Source organism: Hymenobacter nitidus (assembly GCF_020447315.1).
GTDB lineage: Bacteria > Bacteroidota > Bacteroidia > Cytophagales > Hymenobacteraceae > Hymenobacter > Hymenobacter nitidus.
Genome location: NZ_JAJADQ010000011.1, coordinates 157,711 through 171,262, shown reverse-complemented (window position 1 = coordinate 171,262; position 13,552 = coordinate 157,711). Strand labels below are relative to the sequence as shown.

Annotated in this window: 12 protein-coding genes; 4 read left to right on the top strand and 8 right to left on the bottom strand. The window is 58.3% G+C overall.

Translation table 11 applies throughout. The features are described from left to right. Positions 1-230: 230 nt before the first annotated feature. Positions 231-1,145, bottom strand: coding sequence for a M20/M25/M40 family metallo-hydrolase (locus LGH70_RS19235; protein WP_226189050.1), 915 nt, complete (start codon positions 1,143-1,145; stop codon positions 231-233). Positions 1,146-1,255: 110 nt separating this feature from the next. On the opposite strand from LGH70_RS19235, the gene LGH70_RS19230 reads away from it, so the two are divergent. Together LGH70_RS19230 and LGH70_RS19225 are read left to right on the top strand one after the other, a co-directional pair. After that, positions 1,256-2,503, top strand: coding sequence for a tol-pal system protein YbgF (locus LGH70_RS19230; protein WP_226189048.1), 1,248 nt, complete (start codon positions 1,256-1,258; stop codon positions 2,501-2,503). A 22-nt stretch (positions 2,504-2,525) separates the two neighbouring features. Then, the gene (locus LGH70_RS19225) at positions 2,526-3,887 is read left to right on the top strand and encodes a hypothetical protein (protein WP_226189047.1); all 1,362 of its coding nucleotides are present in this window, start codon (positions 2,526-2,528) and stop codon (positions 3,885-3,887) included. On the opposite strand, the gene LGH70_RS19220 is transcribed toward LGH70_RS19225, so the two are convergent. Next, complete coding sequence (locus LGH70_RS19220; protein ID WP_226189046.1) at positions 3,809-4,873, bottom strand: glycosyltransferase family 4 protein; 1,065 nt, start codon at positions 4,871-4,873, stop codon at positions 3,809-3,811. The genes LGH70_RS19225 and LGH70_RS19220 overlap by 79 nt on opposite strands. 73 nt (positions 4,874-4,946) lie before the next feature. Next, positions 4,947-5,678: a GNAT family N-acetyltransferase gene (locus tag LGH70_RS19215; RefSeq protein ID WP_226189043.1), complete on the bottom strand. Its 732-nt coding sequence runs from the start codon at positions 5,676-5,678 to the stop codon at positions 4,947-4,949. Between the two features lie 179 nt (positions 5,679-5,857). Between LGH70_RS19215 and LGH70_RS19210 the strand changes: the two genes are divergently transcribed. Together LGH70_RS19210 and rffA are read left to right on the top strand one after the other, a co-directional pair. Continuing rightward, complete coding sequence (locus LGH70_RS19210) at positions 5,858-6,790, top strand: glycosyltransferase family 2 protein (protein WP_226189040.1); 933 nt, start codon at positions 5,858-5,860, stop codon at positions 6,788-6,790. 4 nt (positions 6,791-6,794) lie between these two features. Continuing rightward, complete coding sequence (gene rffA / locus LGH70_RS19205) at positions 6,795-7,949, top strand: dTDP-4-amino-4,6-dideoxygalactose transaminase (RefSeq protein WP_226189037.1); 1,155 nt, start codon at positions 6,795-6,797, stop codon at positions 7,947-7,949. A gap of 123 nt (positions 7,950-8,072) precedes the next feature. Here rffA and LGH70_RS19200 read toward each other — a convergent pair whose 3' ends face one another. The 5 genes from LGH70_RS19200 to LGH70_RS19180 form a co-directional block, all read right to left on the bottom strand. Next, a complete protein-coding gene (locus LGH70_RS19200; RefSeq protein ID WP_226189035.1) occupies positions 8,073-8,855 on the bottom strand; it encodes a 2OG-Fe(II) oxygenase in 783 nt (260 codons plus the stop codon). Between the two features lie 164 nt (positions 8,856-9,019). Then, entirely contained in the window at positions 9,020-10,177 is a 1,158-nt protein-coding gene (locus tag LGH70_RS19195) for a glycosyltransferase (RefSeq protein WP_226189033.1), read from the bottom strand. 65 nt (positions 10,178-10,242) lie between these two features. Beyond that, entirely contained in the window at positions 10,243-11,502 is a 1,260-nt protein-coding gene (locus LGH70_RS19190; RefSeq protein ID WP_226189031.1) for a glycosyltransferase, read from the bottom strand. 11 nt (positions 11,503-11,513) lie between these two features. Next, positions 11,514-12,545: a glycosyltransferase family 2 protein gene (locus tag LGH70_RS19185; RefSeq protein ID WP_226189029.1), complete on the bottom strand. Its 1,032-nt coding sequence runs from the start codon at positions 12,543-12,545 to the stop codon at positions 11,514-11,516. Positions 12,546-12,625: 80 nt separating this feature from the next. Beyond that, complete coding sequence (locus LGH70_RS19180; RefSeq protein ID WP_226189027.1) at positions 12,626-13,531, bottom strand: glycosyltransferase family 8 protein; 906 nt, start codon at positions 13,529-13,531, stop codon at positions 12,626-12,628. Positions 13,532-13,552: the final 21 nt, after the last annotated feature.

The window sequence follows — 13,552 nt, the reverse complement described above, 5'->3', positions numbered from 1 at the left end:
TAGGGTTTTGGTGGTAGTTGGAAAAGCTTTGTGCTTGTAAAATAGAGGTTTTACAAGCAAATCCAACCCCAGTACGGCCCTAATATCCCAGCGCTTCTATACTTTGCGGAAGTAGTTAACCGATACCCGCTCCGTGACCCAGTAGAGCAGGTAGCTGCCGAAGGTTACGAGCGGCACGGCCAGCCAGTAATAGCGCCATTTCGCCACGACTAACGAGCCAAGTATTTGCTCTACAATTCTCGTAACAATTCCTGGTATAGTGCCACCATACTGCTTATGTCCCGTTTATCGACCAGCTCGTCGGGCGAGTGCACATGGTCTTCCGGAGCCCCGATAAAGCACCAGTCCCAGGGCTGGGCGCCGTGCTGCAACTCCTTGGCATCGGAGCCGCCACTGCCTTCCACTTCCAGTTGGTGTGCAATACCCGCTTGCTCGGCAATGCGCCGAATCCGCTCCACGTAGGAGCGGCGCGGAATCAGGGAGTCGCGCAGGGAAATAACTACGCCCTGGCCCGGGTGCACGCCTTCGGTTACCCAGGTAATGTCGGAAATCAGGGCTTGGCGCACCCCGTAGTTTTCGTAGATGTACTTGGCCAAGTAGGCTACCGAGCCGCCGCCGTGCTCTTCCCAGCAGCTGAACACCAGAATGCCATCTTCCAGGGTTTCGGCCAGGCGCAGGGCATTCCAGACGCCGAGGCGGTTGTCGAGGTAGCAGGACTGAACCGTGGTTTCCGTTTCGCGGAAGTCGCACTGGAAGGTCAGCTCCGTGCCCCGCGCAATGGGCCGGGTGAACTCATAACCCAACTCCCCGGTTTGCTTATCGACAGTAAGAGTGCAGGCAATATCGCCTTGCGCGTCGTGGCCCACCAGCTTGTAGCCGGTTTCGGCGCGCGGGCCCCCGATACGCACCAGCTCTTGCCCATAGCGAACCGTAAACCCAATACTATCCATATGCGCAAAAACGGCCGTCCGGGGTTTGCCGAATACCAGAATAATGCAATCCTGAAATTCTTCCCCGGCTAAGACCTGCGGCTGCACACGCCACGAGCTTTGCTGCTGGGCAATGTAGTTTAGAAGGAATTCAGTCATTGGGGCCTCATTGCCAGCCGGGGCAGCTATTTGGCATAAGGTTCGTAGAAGGTCCATAGCAGCGTGTTTATTCGTCCAAATCTAGGATAAAAGTCATACTTTAGCTTTTCCGTTGCGTGGCTTTACGTCAGTGCAAGCTGCCCGCCCGCCCGCCACCAAACGCTCCCATGATTCAAAAACTCCGTTTTATCCTGTTGCTTCTGTTCCTGCCGCTGGCAGCGCAGGCCCAGCAGCCCGATACAACCCGTACGCCCGCGCCCATTCGTAAAATCGAGTTGGAAAACGTGGATATTGCGCCCGGAGCCGTCGATACCAAGGGCTGGCTCCTGCTCGACAAGGACATTCAGACGGAGCTCGAAGGCGCGGTTCAGAACCTCTACAACTTCAAATACGACAAGGCCGAAAAGCAATTCCGCTCCCTGCGCCGCCGCTACCCGCAGCACCCCATGCCCTACTTTTTACTGGGCCTGAGCCAATGGTGGAAAATTGTACCGACCAACGTGCAGACCAAGGTCTACGACAAGTCATTTTTCGCCTACATGGATACCGCCGTCACCTACGGGGAGCGGCTGTATGAGGCCGATAACAAGAACTATGAGGCCTGCTTTTTCCTGTCGGCGGCCTACGGCTTCGATGCCCGCCTGAACGCCGAGCGTAAGAACTGGCGCAAAGCTACCGTCAGCAGCAAGCGGGCCCTCGACTACCTGGAGAAAAGCAAGGAAGCCAACGGGCTGAGTCCCGAGTTTCTGTTTGGCCAGGCCCTGTTTAACTACTACGCCGTCTGGATTTCGGAAAACTACCCGCTGCTACGGCCCGTGCTGCTGTTTTTCCCGAAAGGCAACCGCGCCCTGGGTTTGCAGCAGCTGAAGAGTGTGGCCGACAACGGCTTCTACACCGGTCTGGAAGCCAAGACCTTCCTGATGCGCATCCTCAACAACGAGGAAAACAACACGGCGGCCTCCATGCCCGTGGCGCGCTACCTGGCCAATACCTTTCCGGACAACGCTTATTTTCAGCGCTTTTACGCCCTGCTCTGCTTTAACGAAGGAAATTTTCCGGAGTGTGAGCGGGTGAGCCGGGAAATTCTGGACAAGCTCAATCGGGGCCTGCCGGGCTACGAAGGCATCAGTGGACGCTACGCCACCTACTTTTTGGGCTGGCTGATGCAGAACAAGTACAAGGACCGGGTAAAAGCCAAAGACTATTACCAGCGCAGTATCGTATTTGCGGAAAGCACCGGCGACACCAGCGGCGGCTTTTATCTGTATGCCAATCAGAAGCTGGCCCAGATTGCTGATAAGGAAAAGGACACCCAAACGGCGCTACGCTACTACAACGTCGTGGCCAGCAAGGCCGAGCACAAGTCGGCGGAGTATAAGGAGGCAAAGGCCTACGTGAAGAAGAACAAGAAATAAAGGGGTTGCCCTCTTTTGCCGAATGGAATTACAAGACCTGCTGCTGACGCCGTTTTACCTGGCCATCTTCTACGGCATTGCCTACGGCGTGCGGGGCAAGGTTACGAATGCCTTCACGCGCCGCTACTTCATTCCGGCGCTTACGGTGAAGTTTATTGGCGCCATTGCCCTGGGCGTGGTCTACCAGTTTTACTACGGCGGCGGCGACACGTTCAACTACACCAAGCACTCCACCATCATCTACAACGCCTTCGGGGATTCTCCGGCGGCGGCCATCCGGCTGATTTTTGCCGACGGCGAATTTGATGCCCTCACCTCGCGCTACTCCAGCCAGATGCCCTGGTACACCTCCACGACGGAGTATTTCGTGGTGCGGGTGGCCGCCGTGGCTGCGCTGCTGAGCTTCAATACCTATTCGGTTATTGCCCTGGTATTTGCGGGCCTCAGCTTCAGCGGTATGTGGGCCATGTACCTGACCTTTGTGCGGGCGTATCCGCTGCTGTACAAGCGCCTGGCCATTGCTATTTTCTTTCTGCCTTCCGTGTTTTTCTGGGGCTCCGGCGTCATGAAAGACTCTATCTGTATTGGGGCGCTGGGCTGGGTGTTCTACGGCTTCTACCACGCGGCTGTACTCAAGAAAAACATCCTTTTTTCGGCCACTGTGGGTCTGCTGGCGGCCTACGTCATCATGACGGTAAAGGTGTACATCCTGCTTTCCTTCATGCCGCCGGCCCTGCTCTGGGTGTTCATCGAAAATAACCGCCGCATCAAAAGTGCTGCCCTGCGCACCATTCTGAAGCCCTTCTTTCTGCTGCTGGGCCTGGGAGCCGGCTACCTGGGTGCTACCAACCTGACGGCCGACGATGACCGTTTCGCCGTGGACAAAATCGGGGAGCGGACTAAAATCAACCAGGAATACCTCTACGGTCTGACCAAAGACCAGGGCTCGGCCTATAATATCGGTACGATTGACGGTAGCCTGGGCAGCATTGTTACGGTGGCTCCGCAGGCTATAGTCGTGGCCCTGTGGCGGCCTTTCCTGTTTGAGGCCCGCAACCCGGTTATGCTGCTCTCGGCTATGGAGGCCACCATGTTCATCTACCTAACGGTGATGATGTTTTATCGAACGGGCATATTTAAGAGCTTCCGGCAGATTGCCAGCACGCCTATCGTCACGTTCTGCTTTCTGTTTGCCATCGTCTTTGCCATCGGAGTCGGCACCAACAGCGGTAACTTCGGCACGCTGGTGCGCTATAAGATTCCGCTGATGCCCTTCTACCTGGCGGCCCTCTACATCATGCAGTTTCAGGCAAACAGCGCCAAAAAATTAGTCCGGTTTGCCTCTACCGAGAAGCGGGCCTCAATGGTAGCGCGGGCCGCCTGACCAAAGCGCGTGCGCAGGTCGTGGTCTTTGAGCAGCTTTTCCAGCCCCTGGTACCAGTCCTGGTAAGAAGCGCAGATGTAGCCATTCACGCCATCCGTCACCACTTCGCTGTTCATTCCCACCGGCGACACCATGGCCGGTACGCCCAGGGCCATGTACTGCAGGGCCTTGAAAGCACATTTGCCCTTGGCCCACGGGTCGTCTTCCAGTGGCATCAGACCGATATTGAACGTGAGCAAATCGTCGATTTCGGTGTCTTTGCGCCAGGGGCGGAACGACAAGGAACGAAGCGGCAGCTGCGGCTCCTGGTTGGATATTACCCGAAACTCGAAGGCGTAGTGCTGCTCCAGCTCGGCCAGCACCGGCACTACCTGCTCCAGATACTTCATGGTAGAGTGCGTACCCGTCCAGCCAATGACCAGCTTATCGGTGCGCTGGTCTTTCACCTGGTTGTGCAGGTTGACGGTATCAATCGTAGTCGGATTGACCACGGCGTTGGAATTGAACTGCCGCGCATAATCCCGCAGGTAAGTGTTGCCGCAACTGATTTTGTAGGCCCAGCGGCTGATGCTGCCCACTTTGTGGTGCCACTTCACCCCAGCCACGATGCTGTTGGCCGCCGAGGTATTCGGAATCCAGATGGCGTCGTCGAAGTCGTAGACGATGCGCTTGCCGAAGACCTTGGCAATAAGCCACTCGAAGATGGGCGGCCCGATGGGCGAGGCTTCACGGTGAATGAACACAAAGTCGGCCTTCGGGACGGAAAACAGGAGCAGAAAGCGCCGCAGAAACCCGCCAATGATGCCCAATGCCTTGCTCAGCGTGTGGCCCGGCTTGTAGAGAATACTCCAGGTAGCGTCCGAAATAAACGACTCCAGCTGGTAGGTGTGGCCGGCTCCGGCCAGAAAATGCAGGTACTGCTCGAACCGGAAACGCTGGGAAGGAGCTTTGCCGGGAGGATACGGCACCAAAAACAAAATATGCATAAACAGAGAAGTAGCCAGTAGGCCGTCGTATACGAAGCGAACTGCAAAAGTACGGCAACTCCTAGCAACAAGCCTACTGCGGCGGCGTCAGCCACAGATGAAACACGAGCTGCCGCTCAATTAGCGCGAAGCCGGCCCGCTCGTAGAAGCGGCACGCCACCGGGTTGGCGCCCTGCGTCGTGACCCGCAACGCTGTATATCCTGCCGCCTGCGCCTCTTGATACGCCGCGGCCAGCAGGGCCTGCCCGATTCCCTGCTGCCGCCAGCGGCTATCCACTGCCAACAGGCCGATAGTCAGCTCTGCAGCCTGCTTTTCGAGCGTCAGCAGCCCCAGAGCCGCTCCCTCTGTTCCTGGCTGCCGGCACACCAGCACCTTGTCATTATTCAGGGCGTTCTGCAACCACTGCGCATACAGTTGCTCGAACACGGCGGGCCCGAAAAGCGGATCGAGGCGGAAGCGGGAATACGCACCGCTTTGCAAAGCCAGGGACAAAAGCTCGGGAGCATCGGTGGGGGCCGCCCGCTGCACCGGGGCTAGTGGCGAAGGCAGCAGTGGTGGTAAGGCGCGGGCATAGGTATGCTTATCGTCTGCTGGGGTGATGCCCACAGCCCTTGCAGCTGCCAGGGACGCAGCATCATCGGGCCGTACAAACCAGTATAGCAGCTTGTATCCTTCTTTTTGGGCCTGCGCCAGTAAAGCCCGTAGCGCCTCAGTTGCCATACCTGAGGCATACAGCTGGCCCGTTGGAAAGCCGAGGAAGGCACTGTCCCATTCCAGGTGAGTTATAGAGCCGATGGCAGGCATAGAAAGCGGAATGGGATGAAAATTCGGGTTGGAATTAAGTAAAGAGAAGCCGCCGACCTACCCTCGTTTTATTCTCGGGGCAAAAGCCTGGGCTCGTATTACCTTTGGCAAAGTAGTGGCTTATTTTCGCTACGGGACGGCCATGGCCGTCCATTTTTCTGCCTTCGAGTCGTTCCCGCATGCCCACCCCTCCCACCAAGCCTTATTTCTCAGTGGTCAGCCCCGTGTACCGGGCTGAGCATCTGCTGGATGAGCTGGTGGCCCGCCTGCACGCTGTTCTGGCACCACTAACCGACTCCTACGAAATCATTCTCGTCGACGACAGCAGCCCGGATGGTAGCTGGGGGAAAATCCAGGCGTTGGCCGCAGTTGATGCGCGCATTCGTGGCCTGCGACTCAGCCGCAATTTTGGGCAGCATCACGCCATTACGGCCGGCCTCGACGCCGCACGGGGTGAGTGGGTAGTGGTAATGGACTGCGACCTGCAGGACCGGCCTGAAGAAATTCCGGCCCTCTACGCCCGCACCCGGCAGGGCTACGACGTGGTGCTGGCCAGCCGCACCTCGCGGCAGGATGCATGGCTGAAAACCAGCATTTCCCGGGGTTTCTACGCCCTACTCTCCTACCTCACCGGCACGCACCAAGACCCGCGGGTGGCTAATTTCGGGCTGTACCACCGCCGGGTCGTGGCCGCCGTGGGGCAATTGCGCGAGAGTATCCGCTACTTCCCCACCATGGTTCGCTGGGTGGGCTTCCGGCAAATAACCGTGCCCGTGCAGCACGCGCCCGAGGGCCGGCCCGGCACCTACAGCTTTGCGCGCCGGCTGCGGCTGGCTACCGACGTTATTCTGGCCTCCTCCGACAAGCCCCTGCGCCTGATGGCCTACCTCGGTTTGTTGCTCTCGGGTGGGGCCTTTCTGCTCGGCCTTATCACGCTGGTGCGCTACGCCATTGGGCAGATTACCGTGCCGGGCTACACCAGCCTGCTGCTGGCCATCAGCTTCTTTTCCGGACTGATTCTTCTGGCCCTGGGCACCGTGGGGCTGTACGTGGGCAAAATTTTCGAGAGTGTCCGCCAGCGGCCCCTGTACGTAGTGGAAGCCACAACCTAGAGCTATGGCGCAGGCCCCAATTCCGTTCAACAAGCCGTTTATTGCCGGCCAGGAGCTGACCTACATTCAGGAAGCCGTAGCCCGGGGCAAGCTTTCCGGCAACGGCTACTTCACCCAGCAGAGCCAGCAGTTCCTGAAAGCCCGTTACGACCTGCAGCACGCGCTGCTTACCACCAGCGGCACGGCAGCCCTGGAAATGGCGGCCCTGCTGCTCGACATCCGGCCCGGCGACGAGGTGATTGTACCCTCCTTCACGTTTACGTCAACGGCCAACGCCTTTGTGCTGCGCGGGGCCAAAATCGTCTTTGCCGACAGCCTGCCGAATCATCCCAACCTGGATGTAGACCAGGTGGCGGCCTTGGTAACGCCGCGTACCCGCGCCATTGTGCCGGTGCACTACGCCGGCGTGGCCTGCGACATGGCTCCGCTGCTGGCTCTGGCGCAGACGCACAAGGACCTGTTTATCGTGGAGGACGCGGCCCAGGGCATTGAGAGCTTCTACCATGCGCAGCCCCTGGGCGCGGTGGGGCACCTGGCCGCTTTTTCCTTCCACGAAACCAAGAACATTATTTGCGGTGAAGGCGGGTTGCTGGCTATCAATGACCCGGTATTCGCGGCCCGGGCCGAAATTCTCTGGGAAAAGGGTACCAACCGGGCTGCGTTTTTCCGGGGCGAAGTGGCCCGCTACCAGTGGGTGGATATCGGCTCGTCGTTTCTGCCTTCTGAGCTGAACGCGGCCTACCTCTGGGGCCAATTGCAGCAGCTCCCCCAGATTCAGACGCGGCGCATGGCCCAGTGGCACCGCTACTACGAGGCGCTGCAGGAGCTGGCCCGGCAAGGCTGCTGCGCGCTGCCGTTTGTGCCGACGTATGCCCGCCACAATGCGCATATTTTCTACCTACTCTGCAACAATCAGCGGGAGCGGGATGCGCTGATTCAGCATCTGGGGCAACAGCAGATTCTGGCCGTGTCGCACTACCAGCCGCTGCACGCCAGCCCGTTCTACCAGGCACAGCACGATGGCCGCCCCCTCCCCCACGCCACCGCCCACGCCGGGCGCCTGGTGCGCCTGCCGCTGTATTACGAGCTGAGCGAGTCTGACCAGCAGCGCGTGCTCACAGCCATATACCAGTTCTATACCGGCGGCTCCGCGTCCTGATGGGCTAGTCAGATTGCCTGGTAGTGGCTACAAAGCAAAACACCCGCCCAGGCGAACCTGAGCGGGTGCTTACAAGCCCAAGGCCACCGGCCGTTAGGTGCCGGAATGCCTGGTTGGCTTAGCTCATTTCTTCACGCGTTCCACGGCAGCTTTCAAACCTGACTTCAGGTTTTTGAGCAGGCCGCCGGTGCCTTCGGTGTTCACATACACCGTGTTGTGCTCCCCAGCAATTTCGTTGGCGGGGCGCGTTTTGGTGTAGTAATACACAGCCAGCGACTTGCGGGTAAGGCCGCCGGGGGCTGCCAGAGGCTTGGGGTGACCGTGGAAGGAAACTTCGTTGGTTTCGAAAATAACGCAGCGGTTGAACAGGGGAGCAACGTTTTCCAGCTGCTTCTTTTTCTTCATGTCCCACAGCTCCAGGTGGCCGTTGTACTCGTCTTTCCAGTCCTTGTTCATGTACACAATGGCATTCATGCGCCGGTGGTACTTGGTGGTCTGGTGGTAGTTGAAGTCAACGTGCACGTCGAGGAAGGCGCCCGTTACGGACTGGTGCAGGCCGCCGCCGAACAGCTCATCGTCGCCCAACAGCTCGGGAATTCCGGTGATGCCTTCTACCACCTTGAGGAACTTCTCGCCGTTGAATTCGTCGAACACCTGCTGCAACAGCGGATACTCATTGCCGAACTTGGTGAGGGCAAACTTATTTTTCTGGTTGATATAGGTCGTGCCATCCCAGTTGCCGGTCGTCACGTCGGGGTAAGCCTCCAAAATCTGCTCAGCCGCCTCGGGGCGGAAAAAACCATCATACACCAAGTAATGAAATGGCTTCTTCGGGTCGTTCCACTGCTGCTTCAGCTCATTGGCATGGGCTTGCAGCTTTTCGAAATCAATTAGTTCCTGGCTCATCTGAGGAGATATTAAGTTGGGGTTGTACGACTTAGCGGGTGCACTACGGGCCATGACGACCGGGGCCCACAAAAGTAAGAGAATGGCCGAAGATCTGCGCCGCCGTGTAATACGGAAACACGGCCGGCGAGGCTGCGGTTTTACGCGCCGCCGCCTAAAAAATCCTAGAGCTGGGCGAAGATCTGATCGGCGGTGGGCAGGTATTGGCTCAGGCCCCGGTAGGCAATGCCCGCCTCGCGGCACTGCTGGCGCAGCTGGGTTTTCTCCCGGTTCAGCAGCTGCTCCACCTGCGGGTACACCCGCGTAGCCTCGGCCTCCGAAAAGCCGTTTACCACCACGCCCACACCGTATTTCTCGGCCACCAAGTCATCCTCCGATACGCCGGCGCACACCAGGTACGGCAGGCCGCAGCATAGGTATTCCCCTACTTTAATAGGCGAGCGGAATTTCTGGGACGGCTGGGACGGCACGGCCACCACGCCAAAATCGGCGGCGGAAATGTACTCCTGCACCTGCTCGTAGGGGCTGCGCGTGATGGTGTAGCTGGTTTCGGGCAAGCCCTCGGCCTGCATCAGACTGGCAATGTGAGCCGGCGCATCGGGCGACACAATCAGGAAAAACAGGTTGGGGTTGAGCTTATGAAACACGCGAAACAGCACTGCAATTTCCCGGTCGTAGTAGATGCCGCCAAACTTCCCCAGGTAGAGAACCACCTGCTGGTCGGCCGGAATGCCATATTTGGCCCGGATCCGCTCCCGGCCCTCGGGACGGAAGTAGATTTTGGTTTCATCCACGCAGCTGGGCAGCTTGTATACCTTGGCCGGTGAGCCCCACTCCTTCATGCGGTTCATCATGTGTACCGTGCCGGTCGAGAGAATATCGGCGTGCATACCCGACACCCGCTCCATGTAGTGCAGGCCCTTGTAGGCCAGGCTGGTTTCGGGCCACACGTTGCAGTCGCGCATAAACTCGCTGTGCGGCTCGTACTGGAAACCGTAGTAGCGCAGGCCCAGCAGCTTGGCCATAATGAAGGCAAAAGCCCCCGCAATGGTGCCCAGCGCCCCGATGCTGCGGGCTCCCGGGCTGAAGCGCAGCTTCATTACCAGGAAAAAGCCGCTCAGCAGATCGTAGGCTTTCTTCAGCAGCTTGAAGCGGCCCGAGTGCCACTGCAGCGGGTGCCACTCGATGTTGTAAGCCGCCAAATCGGCGCGCATCTGGGCGGCCTGAGCGGGCGTCAGGGCGTAATCCTCCTGCTCGTAGGTAATCAGGTGCTGGCGCAGGTCGGGCTGCTGCCGGCCTGCGTGCTGCATAAAGGGCAGCATATTGGCTTTGAAAAGGGGGTCGTTACAACTATTGTAGACGTAGGCAATTACGTGACGCAGCTTCATTATTTGGTTGGTTCGTTTAGCAGGGCTTGCCACTGTTGCATAATCTTGCCGGGGGCAAAATCCTGGACGCGCCGGTAAGCTTGCGCGGCATAGTACGTACGTTTCTCCTGATCGGCTAACAAGCTGCTCAGGGTATCGGCCCACACGGGCGCACTTTGGCTTAAGGCCGGGCCGGCACCGAGCAAGGGCAGCAGCAAACCGAACTCGGCCCACTCCGGCCCTTGGGCATAGGCAGTAGCCGGCGTTTGCGGGGCCAGGATTTCGCGCGGCCCCGTGGGACAGTCAGTCGAGGCGACGGGCACGCCGCAGGCCATAGCTTCGCACAGCGCCATCGGGAAGCCTTCGGTGGAAGACGAAAGCAGCGACACGGCGGCCCGGGCAATGTACTGAAACGGGTTGCTCTGGAAGCCCAGGAAGTAGACGTCGTAGTCAGCCGTCATGGGTGCTTCCTCCCACACCTGCCAGGCCCGCAACCCCAGCTCCAGGCAGCGGCGCAGCAAATCAGCGCGCAGCGGCCCGTCGCCCAGCAGTACCAGCTTGGCCGAGTGCTGGCCAGCCGCGCGCATCGTGCTGAGCACTTCCAGCAGGGCCGTTTGGTTTTTCTCGCGGGCCAGGCGGCCGGCCGTTATCAGAATCGGATGCTCCGCAAACAGCCGCTGCTCGGCGGGCAGCAGTGGCTCCTGGCTCCGGCGCTGAATGCCTTCTACATCGAAGAAATTATTGATGGTCAACACCTTCCGGGGTGCTAGGCCAAACATATCGATCAACTCCTGCCGCAGGTCGCGGCTCACGGGCACGATGCGGTCGGCGGAGCGGTAGAGCAAGGGCATCAGCACGCGCCGTCGCAGCCAGCCCAGTGCCCCGCGGATGTTGGGGTCGTGGCGCTTGGAGTTGTGAATGCACAAGAGCACCTGCTCGGGACCTTTGCTCAGCAGGTTCAGGTAGTCAGCGCCTTCCAGGTGACTGATGCACACGTCAATCCGGTGCTCACGCTTCAACTCCTTCACGCGCTGAATACGGCCGATGAAGCTGCGCAGCTTACCCACGACGCCTGCTCCGGCAGGTACGTCCAGCGCTACCAGGGTATTGGAGGTAGGGAAGGCAACTTCCGTGGCGCTGTCAAACACACATTCTACCACGTGGTGGTGCTGGGCCAACTGTTGGCCGTGGTCATGAAAAACGCGCTCTGCTCCACCGTAGGTAAGCTGGGGAATAAGCAGCAGAATATTTTTACGCACGGGCGTCGAAGTGTTCGTCATAATCTGGCGCCTTACAAATGCCGCAGTACGTAGCTTTTCAGCATGAATTTACCCTTCAGCTTAGCCGGCAGCTGGTGATGCTGGGCCAGGGTATGGCGCCGGTATTCGCGCAGCGAGTTTACTTTCTTGTCCGGGTTGAGGTAGCAGGTCAGAAACCAGCGCTCGGCTACGCAGCGTAGCATGGCATCGGGGGCAGCGTAGCGGCGCGCCTGGTTGAAAGTATGCACCTTCCAGAGCCAGGCGTGCACTTCGGCCAGCGTGATGTCGCCGAGGGTGAAGGGGAAATACGAAATCGTGTTGTGCACGAGCAGCTCCCGCTCGGTAAACGGAATGCCGAACACCCGCAGCTGCCGCTCCCGAATCTGGTTGGACTTGGCATTGCGTCGGGCGTGCACATCGGCCTTCAGCGTCTGGGGCAGGGTGCGGTAGTGCAGCAGAATTTCCGGCTGATTCACGATGTCGGCTACCTGGGCCAGGCGGGCGATGAATTCGTAATCCTCGCCGAAAGTGTCCTGAATCGTATCGTCGTAGCGCAGGCCGTGTTCCAGCAGCAAAGAGCGGCGGAAGAAGGCCGTAGGGTTAGCCACCGGCATATTAAACAGCATAAAGCTGCGTACGGCATCAGCCGAAATCGGATACTCATACACAATATCCGACTCCCCGAAGCACTTCATAAAGCTGCTGGTAAGGCCTACCGCAGGGTTTTGCTCCAGAAAATCAACCTGGGTTTGCAGCCGGTGCGGCAGGGCGATATCGTCGGCATCCATCTTGGCGATGTACTTGCCGCGGGCGTATTCGGCACCGTAGTTATCGGTAAAAGAGCGGCCTTTGTTTTGCGCGTTGGCCAGCACCGTTACGCGCGGGTCGGCTTCGTAGCTGCGGGCTACTGCCAGGCTCTCGTCGCGGGAGCAGTCATCGACGATGATGAGCTCAAAATCCTGAAACGTCTGTTGCAGAATACTATCAATAGCGGGCCGCAAGTATTCCCCGGCATTGAAGACAGGAATAATCACGGAAACGAGCGGCGACGTTGTGGTAGGCATAATAGCGCAAAGGTACGGCGCCCGGCGCAATTACCCTTATCACCCGGCCGGTGGCTGACCCGGCAAGCTCTGTCACCGGGCTACTTCCGGCGCCAGGGTGTGCTCAATACCGGATAATCAATTACCAGCTCCTGCAACCTGATTTCAATCATCTCCCGGATCCGGTGACGGTCCCACGTGAAATCATTATAGCGCTGCCGGTATTTCTTCGGCACTTTCTTCAGGTAGTTGAAATACAGGTCGCGCAGCCGGTTTCGCCCGATCATAGACCAGGGCTTATTCTGGGTGGTATAATGCACCACAACCGTATCCCGCAGAAAATGCAGCAGTTGCTTTAGCGGTACGCCGGCTGGCAGCTCATTCAGCATCATGTTAAATCGGCTGTCCAGCTTTTTCCACTTGTTAATCAGCACTGCATTAAGCGCGTCCTGATCCACGTATTTGAGCTTTTCCGGATTATGTTTTATAAACTCTATGCACTTGCCCGTGATGTCATTTTGCACCCACGCTATCCGATCAACGAGCATAACGCCGGAGTTGAAGTAGCTATCGGCAGCGGTAATGCCTAAGTCAGGCCGCGAATCGACAAAGTCCCGAACTGCAGCTATCGGGAAGCCATCAAGGGGAGTATCATAAAGCGGCCGCAGGGCTTTTAGGACGACAATATCGGTGTCCAGATAAATAAACTTTTCTACCTGGGCCGGCAGCAGGGAGGGAAACATTAGCCGGTAATATACGGCTGGCGTCCACCACAGGCTCGATGGGATGGCAAAATCAGTGGCGAAATTCTCGCTGAGCGCGTAGAAGCAAATGTCGCTCGCGTAGATTCGGGCGTAGTGCTTGAGTTCTTCCTGCTGGGCAGCCGATATGCCGGTTACAATAGCATGAACAGCAATCGACTCGGCCCGGTTATTCTCAAAAATGGACGTGAGTAACGCATACACCGGCGTCAGATAGTTTTCATCGAAAGCTATTGCAATGTGCATACGGTTACTGGGAGTACTCAT